Source organism: Mycobacterium sp. KBS0706 (assembly GCF_005938675.2).
Classification (GTDB): Bacteria; Pseudomonadota; Alphaproteobacteria; order DSM-16000; family Inquilinaceae; genus Inquilinus.
The window spans coordinates 91,303-107,185 of the sequence record NZ_VCCH02000004.1; the positions used below are offsets into that span (position 1 = coordinate 91,303).

Consider the following 15,883-nt stretch of genomic DNA (forward strand, 5'->3'; position numbering starts at 1 on the left):
ATGGTCGCCGTCACAAGCACCAATGACACGCCGGGAGGGAAGGAATGCGTCTCTACATCTCCGCCGACATAGAAGGCATCGTCGGCGTGGTCACCCGCGACCATACAGGCCCCGAGGGCTTCGAATACGAGCGGGCGCGCAGCTGGATGACCGACACGGTGGTCGCCGCCTGCGAGGCCGCGCAGGAGGCCGGCGCGACCGAAATCGTGATCAGCGATTCGCATGGCAACGGCGAGAGCCTGAAGATCGAGAAGCTGCCGGAGAGCGTGCAGCTGGTGCGCAGCTGGCCGCGGCCCTTGACCATGATGCAGGGGATCGAGGTCGGAGCGTTCGCCGGCGCCCTGCTGATCGGCTACCACGCCGGCGGCAGCAACCCTTCCGGCGTGCTGGCACACACGCTGACCGGCGCCTTCCAGGAGGTGCGGGTCAATGGCCAGGTGCTGAACGAGGCCGGGCTGAATGCCGCCATCGCCGGCCATTACGGCGTGCCGGTGATCTACGCCTCGGGCGACGACGTGGCGACCGCCGAGATCCGCGACATCCTCGGGGATATCGAGACGACGACGGTGAAATGGGCGTATGGCACGCGCTCCGCCCGTACCATGATGCCGGCGGCGGCCCATAGGGCGGTACGTGACGGGGTGAAGCGGTCGATCGCCCGCATCGGTGAGGCCAGGCCGTTCCGGCTGAAGGGCCCCCTCGCGCTCGAGATCCGCTTCCGCGACCGCCAGAAGGTCGAGCACCTGACCTATCTGCGCTTCATCACCCAGGTCGACACCCACACCATCCGCTACGAGGCAGAGGATGCGGTCGACCTGTCGAAGTTCCTGATGTTCCTGCTCGGCTGAAACGCCACGGCCACGATGTAAGCTCTCGACCGGCGCAACAAGACGCCGGGATGGGGGACAACATGGCGAACATTGAGGACGAGGAATTCTGGAAGCCGCGCCGCTGTCTGCGCGAGCCGATTCCTGACATCTTCCATGCGGCGTTTCTGCTGGATCGGGCGGTGGGCGCTCACCTCGCCGGTGATCGCCCATCGGCTGAAAGGCTCATCCGAGAGGCGAACATGCCTTCGGTCAGGGCCTGGACGGAGTCACTCTGGGGCAAAAAGGCGGCAAATCCGGATCAGTATAAATATTTCCGATTCCGACTAGTCCCTGCGGTTTCTTCGTATCCGCAAAAAGAAGAACGCACCGAAAAGAGAATGCCAACCTCAGAGGAACGGCGCTCAATTATCGAACGATACGGACGAAATTGCGTGTTTTGCGGCACCCCTCTGATATCAAAGGGAATTCAGACAGCAATCAGGCTCGCCTACCCAACGGCGTTGCCATGGGGAGATCGGAATGCGGATCAACACGCCGCATTCCAGTGCATGTGGATGCAGTTCGATCACGTCCTTCCACATAGCCGCGGCGGCGACAACTCGATCGAGAACGTCGTCGTGACCTGCGCTCCGTGCAACTACGGCCGCGGTGAGCGCATATTGGAAGAGCTCGGTCTCATCGATCCTCGCACCGCGCCGATCCACAAGACGTCGTGGGATGGCCTGGAGAGATTTTCGCCCGCACGAATCTAAGTCGCGAACAGCGAGCGCAGCGTCCCCTCCAGGTCGGGATCGGGGCTGGAGCAGACGGCCAGCACGGTGGCGTCGCCCTCGCCGACCGAGATGTAGGCATGGCCCATGGTGCTGTCGATGTAGATGCTGCCGCCCTTCTCCAGCCGCACCGGGGCGTAATGGTCGGTGTGCACCTCGATCGCGCCTTCCAGGACGTAGATGAACTCCTCGCCCGAATGCCGGATCAGCGGGCCGAAATCGGCGATGTCGCGGGTCTTCACCCGGCCGATCTCCGGCACCATCCGCTTCCGCTGCAGCTCGGTGCAGAGATACAGGTAGTCGTAATTCTGGGTGATCTGCGGCAGCCCCTCTCCCGGCTGGCTGATCGACCGCCGGGCCAGCGCCGCCCCCGATCCCGCCGGCGGCGCCAGCAGCTCGGCCAAGTTGATGCCCAGCCCCTCGCTGATCTGCAGCAGCTTGTCGTAGGTCAGCGACATCTGGTCGTTCTCGACCTTCGACAGGGTCGAGACCGCGACCCCGGTCCGCTTGTTGACGTCCTGCAGCGTCCAGCCGTGCCGGCGCCGCAGCGCCTTCAGGCATTCCCCGAGCTTGGGCTGATTGGAGGACATACGCGGACCCGGCCGATGGTTGGTCGATCACCCTATGTCGAGTGCCGGTCTTATCGCAAGAACCACGATTTTTCTTATACGATAAACTGTTTGACATAAACACTATAGGCCCCCAGTCTTCGGCCGAAAGGGAGGTTCGGATGGGCGTCGTCGACATCGCCGTGATCGGGGGAGGCATCGCCGGCGCGTCGCTGGCCCGCGCCGCCGCGGATAGCAGCCGGGTGCTGCTGCTGGAGCGCGAGAGCCAGCCCGGCTACCACGCCAGCGGCCGGTCCGCCGCCCTGTTCTCGGAGACCTACGGCAATGCCGTGGTGCGTGCCCTGTCGACCGGCAGCCGCGATGTCCTGCGCGCCCCGCCCGAAGATTTCGCCGGTTTCGTCCTGACCCGCCCGCGCGGCGCCATGCATGTCGGCCGGCCGGGCCAGGAGGACGCAATTCGCGGCCGGGCGGAGGCGCTGGCCGCCCTGGTGCCGAGCGTGCGCGAGATCGGCGCCGCCGACGCCACGGCCCGGTTCCCGGTGCTGCAGCCGCAGCGCGTCGGCGGCGCGGTGTTCGAACCGGAGGCGCTGGATCTCGACACCAACGGCATGCTGCAGGGGTCGCTGCGCGGCCTGCGCCGGCGCGGCGGCGAGGTCCGCACCGGGGCCGAGGTCACGGCGCTGACGAAGCTGCCGGGCGGCGGCTGGCGGATCGACACGACGGCCGGCGCGGTCGAGGCCGGCATCGTGGTCAACGCCGCCGGATCCTGGGCCGACGCGATCGCCGCCCTGGCCGGTGTCGCGCCGGTCGGGCTGGTGCCGAAGCGACGCACCGCCTTCCTGTTCGATGTGCCGGGTTATGACGTGGACGGCTGGCCGATGGTGGTCGACCTGGACGAGACCTTCTACATCAAGCCGGACGCCGGCAAGCTGCTGGGCTCCCCCGCCGACGAGACGCCGAGCCCGCCCTGCGACGCGCAGCCGGAGGAGATCGACATCGCCGTCGCGGTCGACCGGATCGAGGGCGCGACCACGCTGCAGATCCGGCGCCTGACCCATCGCTGGGCCGGGCTGCGCAGCTTCGTCGCCGACAAGACACCGGTGCTGGGCTTCGACCCGGCGGCGCCGGGCTTCTTCTGGTGTGCCGGCCAGGGCGGCTACGGCTTCCAGACCGCGCCGGCGATGGCCCGGCTGGGCGCGGCGCTGCTGCGCGGCGACCCGGTCCCCGCGGACCTCGCCCGACTGGGCGTCACCGCCGCCGCCCTTGCCCCCGGCCGGTTCCGCGCCGGTCCAGAACCGCTGGAGCCGCAGCCGTGAAGATCTTCATCGCCGCCCTGATCACCGAGACCAACACCTTCTCGCCGCTGCCGACCGGCGCCGCCGGCTTCTATGCGCCGGAGACCTACCGGCGGCGCGACGCCAGCCTGGACCACACGGCGGCCGAGACGATCTGCCAGAAGACCTGGCGCCGGCTGGCCGGGCGCGACGGGCATGAGGTGGTCGAGAGCGTCACCGCAATCGCCCAGCCGGCCGGGACCACCATCCGGTCGCTCTACGAGAGCCTGCGCGACGACATCCTCGAGGATCTGCGGCAGGCCGGACCGGTCGACATCGTGCTGCTGCTGATGCATGGCGCGATGGTGGCCGACGGCTATGACGACTGCGAGGGCGACACGGCCGAGCGGGTGCGCGCCATCGTCGGCCCGGACGTGCCGGTCGGGATGGAGCTGGACCTGCACTGCCACCTGACCGACCGGATGGTCGAGGCCTGCACTGCGATCATCGGCTTCAAGGAATACCCGCACACCGACATGGAGCCGCGGGCGATCGAGCTGTACGAGCTGTGCCTGCGCGCCCGCCGCGGCGAGATCCGGCCGGTGATGGCGCTGCACGACTGCCGCATGATCGGCATGTGGCGCACGCCCATCGAGCCGATGCGCGGCTTCGTCGACCGCATGCAGGCGCTGGAGGGAAGCGACGGCATCCTGTCGGTCACCTTCGGCCATGGTTTCCCCTGGGGCGATGTCGAGGATGTCGGCGCGCGCATGCTAGTGGTGGCCGACGGCGACCGCGAACGCGCCCGCCGCGTGGCCGAGGATCTGAGCCGGGAGATCTGGGACCTGCGCCATGCCACGGCGACGCCGCACGACACGGCAGACGAGGCGCTGGACCATGCGCTGGCGGCGCCGCGCGGCCCGGTGGTGCTGGCCGATGTGGCCGACAATGCCGGCGGCGGCGCGCCCGGCGACAGCACCTTCATCCTGCGCCGGATCATCGACCGCGGCATCGGCAACGTGGTCAGCGGCTGCTACTGGGACCCGCAGGCGGTGGCGCTGTGCGAGGAGGCCGGCGAAGGTGCTGTCTTCGACCTGCGCATCGGCGGCAAATGCGGCCCGGCCTCGGGCGACCCGGTCGATCTGCGCGTCACCGTCAAGCGGGTGCTGCCGGAGCTGCACCAGACCGGGCTGAGCGAGGACTGGGCGCCGCTGGGCCGCGGCGTCTGGGTGCAGGCGGCCAATGCGGTCGACCTGGTGCTGGTGACGCTGCGCGGCCAGACCTTCGCCCCCGACGCCTTCACCGCCTTCGGCATCGACCCGTCGCGCAAGGCGATCGTGGTGGTGAAGTCGACCCAGCATTTCCATGCCGGCTTCGCCCCGATCGCCGCCGAGATCCGTTACGTCACCACGCCGGGGGCGATCCCGCCCAGCTTCGGCGATATTCCCTACACCAAGCGCCGCCTGCCGTTCTGGCCGCGCGTCGAGAACCCCTTCGCCTGACACCCGGGAGGACGCGATGAGCCAAGACAGCCCCCTGCCCCCGGACCTCGGCACCCGGATCGATTCGCTGTTCGCACGCTGGGCCCGTCCGGATTCGCCCGGCGCCGCGGTCAGCGTCACCCGGCACGGGCGCGAGATCCATCGCGGCTGCTACGGCATGGCCGACCTGGCCCACGCCGTGCCGATCGACGAGCGCACGGTGATCCGCATCGGGTCGCAGACCAAGCAGTTCACCGTGCTGCTGGCGCTGATGCTGGAGGCCGAGGGCAAGTTGTCGATGGAGGACGACGTCCGCCGCCACCTGCCCTGGCTGCCGGAATATCCGGAGACGGTGACGCTGCGCCACCTGGCCACCAATGTCGGCGGCCTGCGGGATTTCCTGGAGATCATGATGCTGGGCGGGCTGGACATCGGCGCGCCGTCCACCCGGGCCGGGGCGCGGCGGATCATCGCCGGCCACAAGGCCGTGAACTTCCGGCCCGGCACCGACCTGATCTACTGCAACACCGGCTTCTTCCTGCTGTCGGAGATCGTCGAGCAGGTCTCCGGCAAGAGCTTCAACGACCTGCTGGAGGAGCGCATCACCGGGCCGCTGGGCATGCGCGACACCCGGCTGATGCGCTGGGATGCCGAGATCCTGCCGCGGCTGGCCGACCACCACACCCACGGGCCCGACGGCGGCTGGCACAAGGCGCAATGGGGCGTGGTGCTGGGCGGCGAAGGCGGCATGGTCTCGACCCTCGAGGATATGAAGCTCTGGCTGGCCAATCTCGACGCGCCGAAGGTCGGCACGCCGGCGATGTTCGCCCGGATGTCGTCGCCCGGCGCGGTGATCGACGGCATCCCGTCGCCCTATGGCCTGGGCCTCGTCGCCTGCCGCTATCGCGGCCTGTCCAGCATCGGCCATGGCGGCGGCGTCGCAGGCGGCCGCTCGGAATCGGTGCGCTTCCCGGAGGCCGGGATCGGCATCGTCATCCTCGGCAACACCGACGATATGGGGCCGTTCTCGCTCGCCCGCCGCATCCTGGACCTGGTGCTGGGCCATGAGCCCGGCCCGCCGCGTGCCGCCGGCGCCACCGAGCGTCTGGCCCGCGCCGCCGGGCTGTACCGGGCCGAGGATGGCGACGACGTGTTCGGCATCGCCGTGAAGGACGGCGCGCCGGTGGTGGTCAACAACATGGGCGGCGGCCTGCCGATCGAGCAGGTCGGCGACGACAGCTTCATGCCCGAGCGGGGCATCGTGCCGCTGGAGTTCACGCCGCGCGACGACGGCGACATGGACACACGCTGGTTCGGCCGCCCGCGGCGCTTCCGCCGCCTGTCCGGCACCGCCCTGCCGACAGCGCCGGGCCTGGCCGGCCGCTATGCCGACGCCGCAACCGGCTTCACCGCGGAGATCGGCGACGAGGATGGCGAGACGGTGCTGCGCCTGCGCACGCCCTACGGCGCGTGGGAAGCAGTGCTGGAGGCCCGCGCTTCGGACCTGCATCTGGCGGTGCTGCGGCGGGCCCTCGCCGACACCCCGCCCCCGGCGGTCGAAGCCGGCGGCTGGCTGTTCACGGTCCGCCTCGTGGCCGACGGCATCTTGCTGAACGACGACCGCACCAAGCGTCTGCACCTGGCCCGCGTGGCTTGATGCCTACACGACGAAATCGAAGCGGCCGAACCTGCCATCCTGCACGTCGGTGACCGTTAGGAGGAGGCGCTCGTCGAACAGGGAATCACGGCCATTCCCGGGCTCGCCGGGGAAGAACAGTTGCGTGGTCAGGATCGATCCCCCGGCCCGCTGCACCTTGAAATGATAGTGCCGCGTGCGGCCGGGATAGAGGGCCGGCACGATGGTGGCGAACCACCACCGGCCGCCGTCATCGGTGAACTGGTGGCCGCGGCACCGGTATCCGGCGTTGTCGTACTCTCCAGCCGCATCGGCATGCCAGATCTGCACCAGCGCGTTGGGGACGGGCCGGCAATCGGCATCCAGCACAAGACCGGCGACGGTGATCCTGTCGCCGGACGGGGCGTGCGCGGCCAGGTCCCGCGTCAAGGGAGCATCGGGCTTGAAGAAAGGCCCTTCCGAGCTCGCCGGCGTGGCCTCCGCATTGTTGCCGCAGGCCGGCGTCGGCACCAGCCGCGCCGGCGGCGATTGCGCCCCGGCGCGAGCACCGGCGATGAACGGCAGGGCGGATGCGGACAGAAAGGCCGTGAGGACGGTCCGACGCGTCGGCTGCACCATGCTCTTTCTCCTCCAGCAGACCCTTCAGAAGATGGGCAGGCCGGAGGAGCCGGGAAAGACGCCAACCGCCGAATGCGCTCTCCCTGTCAGGAACCGGCCGGGACTCCGGTGACACGGATATCGTTGCTGGACAGCGCGCCCTCATGCACCAGCAGGCCGATGCCACCGTCGCGCAGCGCCTGCTGCGACCCGTCGCGCGCCGCGAGGACGACGTCGCCGATGCGGCAGGTGATCCGGTCGCCCTCCGCCTCGACCACCACGTCGTAACTTCGCTCCAGGGTCCAGGCGAAGGCGGTCTCGGCGAGGACCAACCGGTCCTCGTCGCGCTGCCGCACGATGCGCAGCATGCCGTCACGCGACAGCAGCGCCGCATAGTAGCGGCGCAGGCCCTGGACCCGGACGGCGATGCCGGCCTCGAGGCCGAGATGGATCATCACGTCGGCGGCGACCCGGTAGTCGGTCCACTGCCGGGTGCCGTGGATGATGATGCCCTCGCCGCGATCCTGCGAGATCCGGAACGACGGCGGGAACCGCTTGGAGAAGAAGCTGACGCCGTTCACCCAGGCCTGGCGCCAGAAATCGCCGGTCTCGGCCGGACGGCGCAGATGCAGGTCCGGCGCGCCGTCGAAGCGCAGATGGTCCAGGATCACCGCGCCGTCGGCACGGCGGCCGGCGGCCGTGATCACCAGCCCCGCCTCGGCGATCGGCTGGCCCCCGGCATCGGGAATGACCCAGGCCAGCTCGGCATCGCCACCGGGCGAAAGCGTGGTCGGCGCGCCGTCGATCGTCCGCAGCGTGTCCTCGGCCGTGTAGACCTTGAGGCGCAGCGCCACCACGACGTCGCCGCTGTTGCCGGGATCGGCGGAGACCCGGGCCGAGAGCGTCTGGCCGGGATAGAGCAGCGGCGTCGCCACCAGCTCGTAGGTCCGCATGTTCACGACCTCGGGCGGGGCGAAGGTCGGCGTCGTCGCCGCGGCGGCCTGGCCGGGGCCGAGGCCGCGATAGCGCAGCGCCAGGGCACGCCCCCCAGGCACCACGATGTTCTCGAGATCGAGCCGCTCGGCCAGGCCATGGCCGCGCTCGGGCCGGAAGCCCTGGACACTGCCGGGCAGCGAGAAGTGGAACTGGGCGCCGTGCTTCGGCGCGGCGATGCCCGGCCCGCCCGCCAGGCGGCTGCCCAGCCCGGCGAGCTGATAGGCGACGCGCACGGCGTCGTTGATGGCGTTGCCGCCATCGGCCGAGGAGATCAGCATCCGGTCGGCCAGCGGCCCGCGCCAATCCGGGCCTGCCTCGATCCCCTCGAGGCCATGCATGATGCCGATCAGGCAGCCGACATTGCCGGCGTTGCAGTCGGTGTCCCAGCCCGAGGTGTTGACGATCATCTGGGCGCGCTGGAAATCGTCCGGCGCGTACAGCACCGCCATGATCATCAGCGCATGGTTGGGCACGACATGGCAGTTGCCGGGATATTTGTCGTAGCCGTAGCGCTCCTCGATCCGCTGCCTGGTGTCGTGCCAGTCCGGATAATCGCGATGCCAGGCGCGGATATCGGCGATCAGCGCCGCGATCCGGCTGGCCCGCGGGATCTGCGCCAAGCCGGTGTCGATCAGGTGGTCGATATCGGCGGAGACGAAGGCCTCGGCCTCCATCGCCGCCCACAGCACGGCCGCGTGCACGGATTCGCCGTCATGGCTGACCTTGCCGGCCTGCTCGGCGAGGCGGGCGGCGAGCGCCGGCTGGCCCGGCGCCACCATGGCCCAGCCGTCGATGAAGATCTGTGCGCCGATCTGCTCCGCCACCGTCGTGCCGTTCTCGGCGATCGACCCGCTGGCCGGCGCCGCCACGCCGCGCTTCAGGTTCAGCCAGGCGGTGTGCTCGGTCGAGTTGCCGTTGCCGCCCCACCACAGCACCGAGCGGTGCTCGACCAGGTAGTTCAGCCAGGCCTTGCCGATCGCCTCGGCCGAGAGGTCCGGCGTCACCCCGTAATCCTCGAGCGCGCGGACGAAGGTGAAGGTGCCGGCGACGTCGTCGTCGGTCACCACCAGCGGCACGCCCAGCCGGTCGTGCACATAATATTCGATCGGCCCGAGCTCCTGCATGATCCGCTGGTGGGTCCAGCCCTCGAAGGGGCGGCCGACATAGACGCCGATCAGCTTGCCGAGCACGCCGGCATAGACGCGCTCGAGATAGTCGTTGGGGAGGGCGGCTGTGCTCATGGGAGGACTTCCGATGGGGTTGCGGTGTGTGGCGGTCAGCCCTTGACCGAGCCGCCGGCCATGCCTTCGATGAAACGGCGCTGCAGCACCAGGAACAGGACGACGATCGGCAGCACGACGATCAGGGCCGCGGCCATGATCTCGCCCCAGTCGGAGCTGTACTGGCCGGACAGCAGGAAGAACGAGACCACGGCGGTCAGCTTGTCCTGGCGCTGCAGGAAGGTCGTGGCGATCAGGAATTCGTTCCAGGAGTAGAGGCCGATGATCAGCGCCACGGTGACGATGCCGGGCGAGACGATCGGCAGCATCACCCGGGTGAAGACCTGCCAGTGCGAGGCGCCGTCGACCGTCGCCGCCTCCTCGATCTCGCGCGGCACGGCCTGGAAATAGGTGTGCAGCAGCATGATCGCGAACGGGCTGTAGATCGCGGTGTAGACCAGCGCCACGGCGAAGACATTGTTGATCAGCCCGAGCTTGGCGAAGCCGAAATACAGCGGGAACAGGAACAGCTGAATCGGCGCGGTGACCGACCCCAGCAGGTAGAAAGTCACCAGCTTCCAGTGCCGGATCTTGCGCCGCGCCAGCGCATAGGCCGCGGCGGAGCCGGTGGTGCAGACCAGGAGGATGGTCAGCCCGGTCAGCAGCGCCGAGTTGGCGAAGGTCTGGCTGAAGCGCGCATCCTTCCAGGCCCGGGCGAAGTTGTCCCAGCGGATCGTCTGCGGCAGGGCCAGCGGGTTCAGCACGATCTCCGGCGCCGATTTCAGCGCGTTGAGCAGCAACAGCGCGATCGGGAACAGGGCGGTGAACGCCCCGATGCCGAGCACGACATAGCTGACGGTCAGGGTGCTGCGGCTTTCGACCAGCCTCACGGCGTCCCGTCCTTCGCCTGCAGGCGGATGTAGAAGAAGGTGGCGACTAGGCCGAAGGCGCTGATCACGAGGGCCGCCGCCGCGGCCTGGCCGACATTCAGGTCGTAGAACGCCTTGCGGTAGGCCAGGGTCGACAGCACCTCGCTGGAAAACGCCGGCCCGCCCTGGGTCAGGATGTAGACGAAGTCGAACACCAGGAACGACCAGATCACCGTCATGATCATCATCAGCGTGATGGTCGGGCGGATCGCCGGCAGCAGCACGTAGCGCATCATCTGCAGGAACTTGGCGCCCTCCAGCCGCGCCGCCTCGATCTGCTCCTGCGGCACCTGGCGCAGCGCCGCGAAGAAGATGACGCACAGGAAGCCCCACCAGTGCCACAGATCGACGGTGGCGACGCCGAACAGCGCCCGCGAGGGCTGCGCCAGGGGGTTCGTGATCGGCAGGCCGGTCTTCTGCAGCAGGCCGAACACGCCGGTGACCGGGCTGTAGATCATGCCCTGCCAGATCCGCGCCGTGATCGCCGTGGCGATGATCACCGGCAGGAAGTAGATCACCTGGAAGAAGGTGCTGCCGCGCCGCGCCACCAGCAGCATGGCGGCGGCCAAGAGGCCCATGGCGATCGGCACCACCAGGAAGATCGCGGTCCAGATCAGGTTGTTCAGCAGCGCCGACCAGAACACGCCGTCGGCGGCCAGGGCCTCGAAATTGCCCAGGCCGATGAACACCGGCGCCGTGATCCCGTCCCAGCTGAAGAACGCCAGGGCGATCGTCAGCAGCGCCGGAACCAGGATCACGGCGACGTTGATCGCCAGGGTCGGGACGAGATAGAGCCACATCGCGGCGTGCCCCGGTCTCAGCGCGCCGGGACGGCCGGGACCTTGCCCTGCGCCTTCTCCTGCTGGAAGGTCTGGTCCAGCTTCTCCAGGAACTGGGCGGTGGTGATCCGGCCCAACCACACCTCCTCCACCCCGCTGACCAGATAGGTGTCGGTGGCCGGCGGCAGGAAGGTCCAGGTGGTGTAACCGTACTGGCCGGCAGCGACCGAGGCCGCCAGCGTCTTCATCGTGTCGGTGTAGAGCGGCAGCACGTCAGCGCTCATCTTGACCTTGGACAGGTCCTTCAGCGGGGTGTTCCATTCGCCCTGCCAGACCGAATTGATCTCACCGTAGAAATCGTCGCTGAACACCCGGTCGATCACCGCCGCGGCGCCATCCGGGTTCTGCGAGGTGGCGGCGATCGAGAAGGTCGAGCCGATGCCCAGCGCGTAGATCGGATAGGGCACGCCGTCGGCGCTCGGGAAACCGGCGAAGGCGGGCACGGCATTGGCGGCCGGGAAGTAGGTGGGGACGTTCTGGAAGTTCCAAGTGCCGGTCGGCGCCATGCCGGCCTGGCCGGTGGCGACCTGGGCGAAGGCCTGCTCGCCGGTCAGCGAGAAGTAGTTCGGCCCGAAATACCCCGCCTGCCACCACTTGTTCAGAGTGTCGATCGACCGGACGAAGGGCTCGGCGGTCCATGGGATCTCGCCGGTCAGCGCTTTGTAGACATTGTCCGGGCCGGCAATCGAGTTGAACACCATCGAGACATAATGCTCGTTCGCCGGGCGCCAGTCGGCATTGCCGGCCGCGAACGGCACCAGCCCCTTCGCCTTCATCGCCTCGGCCAGGGTCTCCAGCTCGGCGATCGTCTTCGGCGGCTGCCAGCCATTCTGGTCGAACAGGGCCTTGTTGTAGAACAGGCCCAGCGTCTCATAAGTCTTCGGCAGGGCGTACAACTTGCCGTTGTACTGGCCGAGCTGGAGGAAGAGCGGCAGCAGCCGGTCGTTCCAGCCCAGCTTGGCGGCATAGTCGTCGAGCGGCAGCAGCTGCCCGGCCTGGGCCATCGCGGCGACATAGCTGGGGCCGGCGGTGTAGACGATGTCCGGCCCGGCGCCGGACAAGAGCGCGACGCGCAGCTGCTTGTCCAGCTCGGTCCCGCGGATGTCGATCGAGAGGTCCTGGTCCGGATGGGCGGCGTTGAACGGCTCGACCAGCATCGACTGCAGCAGGTCGCGGTTCTCTGGGGTGATGGTCTCGTACCACCAGGAGATCGGCTTGCGGTCCTGGGCCGCCGCCGGCACGACGGCCAAAGCGGCGGCGAGGAAGCCGGCAGCCATAGCGAGACATTTCAGTTCAGACATGTGCTCCTCCCTGGAATTCTTGGCTTGGTGGGCTCGACCTCAGGTGGATGCGCGCTCGATCAGGCGGAACGGCATCGACCGGCTGGTGCCCGGCGCCCCGGTGCCCTGGCGCAGCCGGTCGAGCAGCGCCTCGGCCGCGGCGGTGCCGAGCTCGTACTGGAATTGCGAGACGGTGGTCAGCGCCGGCGTGACATGCCGCGCGGCGAAGATGTCGTCGAAGCCGGCCACAGCGAGGTTGCCGGGAATGGACAATCCTGCTTCCCGCGCGGCCGTCATGGCACCGATCGCCATCAGGTCGTTGGCTGCGAAGATGGCGTCCGGCCGGTCCGACAGCGCCAGCAGGCTGCGGGCGGCGCGGTAGCCCCCCTCCTCCGTGAACTCCTGGTCGGCGACGATGATCGGGGTGCCGCCGGCCGCGGCCAGCGCGGATTCGTAGCCGTGGCGGCGGCCGTCCTGCGGGCCGCCGATGCCGGCGACCATGGCGATGCGGCGATAGCCGCGCCCGAGCAGGTAGCGGGTGACCTCGGCCGCCGCGGCGGCGTTGTCGACATAGAGGTTGTCGACCGGCAGCAAGCCGCCCGATTTGGGCCTGGATTCGATGCGGACCACGCCGATCTCGGCATCGGTCAGCGGCTTGAACTCGGTGGCGCGCAGCGTGAAGAACACGCCGACCACGCCGTCGACCCGCCCTTCCAGGCACCATTGGATGAAGCGCTGCTCGCGGTCCGCCGCCCCGTCCGTGTTGACGGTGATGACGTCGTAGCCGGCGTCGTCGGCGACCGCCTGCAGCCCGCGCAGCAGTGACGGATAGAACGGGTTGGCGATGTCCGGGACGACGCAGGCGATGGTCATGGTCCGGTTCGTCTTCAGCGCCTGGGCCCAGCGGTTGGGCACATAGCCGAGCTCGCGCACCGCCTTCTGCACCCGCTCCCAGGTCTCGGTCGGGATCGACGGCGACGACGCCCCGCTCAGCACCATCGAGACGGTCGCCTGGGAGACGCCGGCCTGTCGGGCGACATCGCGCTGGGTCACGCGCCGGGATCGCGGGGAGTCCATGGAAGGCTCTCTGATACGTATTAGTGATACGTATCAGAGAGCCTTGGAAGCGTCAACGCCTGCGTGCTCGAAAGACGATGCGCCTCAACGCTGAAGCAAGGATAGGCGACCGGTGCATGATTTCGGCAACCCGCCATACCGCTCCGGCCGATCCCGTGTTGACAAAGACCCTGCGCAAAATATGCTTCTGCAAATAATTTGCGACCAAGGGGTCGCCGGCGGAGGAACGCCATGGCCGAGCGCTCGTTTGCCCGGGAAGTCGAGGATCTGAAGCTCGGGGAGGGCGAGACCTTCAAGGGCGAAGGCATCCTCGCCATCACCAAGGCCTTGTTGCAATCCGGCGTCGCCTATGTCGGCGGCTATCAGGGCTCGCCGATCTCCCATCTCATGGACGTGCTGTCCGACGCCAAGGACGTGATGGAGGAGCTCGGCGTCCATTTCGAGACCTCCGCCTCGGAGGCGGCGGCGGCGGCGATGCTGTCGGCGTCGGTGATGTATCCGCTGCGTGGCGCCGTGACCTGGAAGTCCACCGCCGGCACCAATGTCGCCGCCGACGCGCTGTCGAACCTGGCGTCGGGCGGGGTCACCGGCGGCACCCTCGTCATCATCGGCGAGGATTACGGCGAGGGCTCCTCGATCATGCAGGAGCGCAGCCACGCCTATGCGATGAAATCGCAGATCTGGCTGCTCGATCCTCGCCCGAACCTGCCGTCGATCGTGCAGGCCGTGGAGTCCGGCTTCGAGCTCTCCGAAGCCACCCACACGCCGGTGATGCTGCAGGTCCGCATCCGCACCTGCCATGTCCATGGTCAGTTCACCGCCAAGGACAACCAGCGCCCGGCCTTCACACTGAAGCAGGCGATGGAGAACCCGGTGCGCGACACCGGTCGGATCGTGCTGCCTCCTGCCTCCTTCCTGCATGAGAAGGAGAAGATCGAGCAGCGCTGGCCCGCGGCGGTCGAGTTCATCAAGGGCCGCAGGCTGAACGAAACCTTCGGCCCGACGGCGGGCGATGTCGGCATCGTCGTGCTGGGCGGGCTCTACAACTCGCTGATCCGCTCGCTGCAGCTGCTCGGCCTGGCCGATATCTATGGCCATTCCCTCGTGCCGATCCATGTGCTCAACGTCGCCTATCCCCTGATCGACGACGAGCTTGCGGCGTTCTGCGCGTCCAGGCACGCGGTGCTGATGGTCGAGGAAGGGTCGCCCGACTATATCGAGCAGTCGCTCAACGCCATCCTGAAGCGCCGCGACATCCAGACCCGGGTCGCGGGCAAGGATGTGCTGCCGATGGGCGGCGAGTACACCGCGCCGGTGCTGATGAAGGGGCTTTCGGCCTTCCTCGATGCTTACGCGCCGGTGCTGCTCGGCAACCGGCCGCCGCTGCCGGATGCCTCGGCGGTGCTGGCCGAGCCGCGGGTCAAGGCGCTGGCCGAGGTGGTGCCGCCGCGCCCCGCCGGCTTCTGCATCGGCTGCCCCGAACGGCCGATCTTCGCCGCGCTCAAGCTGACCGAGAAGGAGCTGGGCGCGCATCACGTCTCGGCCGATATCGGCTGCCATCTGTTCTCGATCCTGCCGCCCTTCAACATCGGCGCGACGACGATGGGCTACGGCCTGGGCCCGGCCTCGGCCTCGGCCTTCAACGTCAAGGCGGACAAGCGGGCGATCTCGGTGATGGGCGATGGCGGCTTCTGGCACAACGGCCTCGCCTCCTCGATCGGCAACGCCGTGTTCAACAAGCATGACGGCGTCATCCTGATCGTCGACAACTACTATTCCGCCGCGACCGGCGGCCAGGACATCCCCTCCTCCCGCGCCGACAACCCGCGGCGCCAGACCAACAACGCGATCACCGACGCGGTCCGCGGCATCGGCGCCAAATGGGTGCGCCAGATCGACCGGACCTACGATGTCGCCCGCCTGCGGGACACCTTCCGCGAGGCGCTGACCACGCCCGAGCCCGGGCCGAAGATCATCGTCGCCTCCTCCGAATGCATGCTGAACAAGCAGCGCCGGATCCGGCCGCTGCTGGCGAAGGCGGTGAAGGACGGGCGGCGCGTGGTCCGGCAGCGCTTCGGCGTCGACGAGGATGTCTGCACCGGCGACCATGCCTGCATCCGGCTGTCGGGCTGCCCGTCGCTGTCGGTCAAGCACACCGACGACCCGCTGAAGGACGATCCGGTCGCCGCCATCGACCAGTCCTGCGTCGGCTGCGGCAATTGCGGCGAGGTCTCCGAGGCCGCGATCCTGTGCCCGTCCTTCTACCGGGCCGACATCATCCAGAACCCGACCCGGGCCGACCGGCTGCTGGCGCGGCTGCGCGGCGCGGTGATCGGCTGGCTGCAGCGCCGCCGCGAAAGCCGCCGCATCGCCTTCGCCGAATGA

13 protein-coding genes are annotated in these 15,883 nt (G+C 68.6%); 6 read left to right on the forward strand and 7 right to left on the reverse strand.

Going from position 1 to position 15,883, the window contains the following annotated elements; all coding sequences use genetic code 11:
• Positions 1 to 44: 44 nt before the first annotated feature.
• Complete coding sequence (locus FFK22_RS03470) at positions 45 to 848, forward strand: M55 family metallopeptidase (RefSeq protein ID WP_138887427.1); 804 nt, start codon at positions 45 to 47, stop codon at positions 846 to 848.
• A 62-nt stretch (positions 849 to 910) separates the two neighbouring features.
• Complete coding sequence (locus FFK22_RS03475; RefSeq protein WP_138887426.1) at positions 911 to 1,582, forward strand: HNH endonuclease; 672 nt, start codon at positions 911 to 913, stop codon at positions 1,580 to 1,582.
• Here the strand turns inward: FFK22_RS03475 and FFK22_RS03480 are convergent.
• The gene (locus FFK22_RS03480) at positions 1,579 to 2,190 is read right to left on the reverse strand and encodes a helix-turn-helix domain-containing protein (RefSeq protein WP_138887425.1); all 612 of its coding nucleotides are present in this window, start codon (positions 2,188 to 2,190) and stop codon (positions 1,579 to 1,581) included. The two genes, FFK22_RS03475 and FFK22_RS03480, sit on opposite strands and share 4 nt — an antisense overlap.
• A gap of 140 nt (positions 2,191 to 2,330) precedes the next feature.
• On the opposite strand from FFK22_RS03480, the gene FFK22_RS03485 reads away from it, so the two are divergent.
• Genes FFK22_RS03485 through FFK22_RS03495 form a run of 3 tightly spaced genes read left to right on the forward strand, consistent with a single transcriptional unit; the run spans position 2,331 to position 6,581 of the window.
• A complete protein-coding gene (locus FFK22_RS03485) occupies positions 2,331 to 3,485 on the forward strand; it encodes an FAD-binding oxidoreductase (RefSeq protein WP_138887424.1) in 1,155 nt (384 codons plus the stop codon).
• Positions 3,482 to 4,945, forward strand: a complete 1,464-nt coding sequence (locus tag FFK22_RS03490; RefSeq protein WP_138887423.1) for a M81 family metallopeptidase — start codon at positions 3,482 to 3,484, stop codon at positions 4,943 to 4,945. The genes FFK22_RS03485 and FFK22_RS03490 overlap by 4 nt, the downstream gene beginning before the upstream one ends.
• A gap of 16 nt (positions 4,946 to 4,961) precedes the next feature.
• Positions 4,962 to 6,581 (forward strand): serine hydrolase, encoded by a 1,620-nt coding sequence (locus tag FFK22_RS03495; protein ID WP_138887422.1) that lies wholly within the window; start codon positions 4,962 to 4,964, stop codon positions 6,579 to 6,581.
• A 3-nt stretch (positions 6,582 to 6,584) separates the two neighbouring features.
• On the opposite strand, the gene FFK22_RS03500 is transcribed toward FFK22_RS03495, so the two are convergent.
• From FFK22_RS03500 to FFK22_RS03525, 6 genes are all read right to left on the reverse strand, one after another.
• The gene (locus FFK22_RS03500) at positions 6,585 to 7,178 is read right to left on the reverse strand and encodes a dioxygenase (RefSeq protein ID WP_221938353.1); all 594 of its coding nucleotides are present in this window, start codon (positions 7,176 to 7,178) and stop codon (positions 6,585 to 6,587) included.
• 86 nt (positions 7,179 to 7,264) lie between these two features.
• A complete protein-coding gene (locus FFK22_RS03505; protein WP_138887421.1) occupies positions 7,265 to 9,394 on the reverse strand; it encodes an ADP-ribosylglycohydrolase family protein in 2,130 nt (709 codons plus the stop codon).
• 35 nt (positions 9,395 to 9,429) lie between these two features.
• Positions 9,430 to 10,263 carry a carbohydrate ABC transporter permease gene (locus FFK22_RS03510; RefSeq protein ID WP_138887420.1) on the reverse strand — a complete coding sequence of 278 codons (834 nt, stop codon included), beginning with the start codon at positions 10,261 to 10,263 and terminating at the stop codon, positions 9,430 to 9,432.
• Positions 10,260 to 11,102: a carbohydrate ABC transporter permease gene (locus FFK22_RS03515; RefSeq protein ID WP_138887419.1), complete on the reverse strand. Its 843-nt coding sequence runs from the start codon at positions 11,100 to 11,102 to the stop codon at positions 10,260 to 10,262. Before FFK22_RS03515 ends, FFK22_RS03510 begins: the two co-directional genes overlap by 4 nt.
• A 17-nt stretch (positions 11,103 to 11,119) precedes the next feature.
• On the reverse strand, positions 11,120 to 12,442 hold the full coding sequence (locus FFK22_RS03520) for an ABC transporter substrate-binding protein (RefSeq protein ID WP_138887418.1): 1,323 nt from the start codon (positions 12,440 to 12,442) through the stop codon (positions 11,120 to 11,122).
• A 39-nt stretch (positions 12,443 to 12,481) separates the two neighbouring features.
• Entirely contained in the window at positions 12,482 to 13,474 is a 993-nt protein-coding gene (locus tag FFK22_RS03525) for a LacI family DNA-binding transcriptional regulator (protein ID WP_221938354.1), read from the reverse strand.
• A 255-nt stretch (positions 13,475 to 13,729) separates the two neighbouring features.
• Here FFK22_RS03525 and FFK22_RS03530 point away from each other — a divergent pair, with 255 nt between their 5' ends.
• A complete protein-coding gene (locus tag FFK22_RS03530; protein ID WP_138887416.1) occupies positions 13,730 to 15,883 on the forward strand; it encodes an indolepyruvate ferredoxin oxidoreductase subunit alpha in 2,154 nt (717 codons plus the stop codon).

Bases quoted from the DNA above. Each gene is read 5' to 3' on its own strand.
- FFK22_RS03515 (WP_138887419.1), bottom strand. From the start codon at position 11,102: ATGTGGCTCTATCTCGTCCCGACCCTGGCGATCAACGTCGCCGTGATC.
- FFK22_RS03475 (WP_138887426.1), top strand. From the start codon at position 911: ATGGCGAACATTGAGGACGAGGAATTCTGGAAGCCGCGCCGCTGTCTG.
- FFK22_RS03530 (WP_138887416.1), top strand. From the start codon at position 13,730: ATGGCCGAGCGCTCGTTTGCCCGGGAAGTCGAGGATCTGAAGCTCGGG.
- FFK22_RS03500 (WP_221938353.1), bottom strand. From the start codon at position 7,178: ATGGTGCAGCCGACGCGTCGGACCGTCCTCACGGCCTTTCTGTCCGCA.
- FFK22_RS03480 (WP_138887425.1), bottom strand. From the start codon at position 2,190: ATGTCCTCCAATCAGCCCAAGCTCGGGGAATGCCTGAAGGCGCTGCGG.
- FFK22_RS03505 (WP_138887421.1), bottom strand. From the start codon at position 9,394: ATGAGCACAGCCGCCCTCCCCAACGACTATCTCGAGCGCGTCTATGCC.
- FFK22_RS03485 (WP_138887424.1), top strand. From the start codon at position 2,331: ATGGGCGTCGTCGACATCGCCGTGATCGGGGGAGGCATCGCCGGCGCG.
- FFK22_RS03470 (WP_138887427.1), top strand. From the start codon at position 45: ATGCGTCTCTACATCTCCGCCGACATAGAAGGCATCGTCGGCGTGGTC.
- FFK22_RS03520 (WP_138887418.1), bottom strand. From the start codon at position 12,442: ATGTCTGAACTGAAATGTCTCGCTATGGCTGCCGGCTTCCTCGCCGCC.
- FFK22_RS03495 (WP_138887422.1), top strand. From the start codon at position 4,962: ATGAGCCAAGACAGCCCCCTGCCCCCGGACCTCGGCACCCGGATCGAT.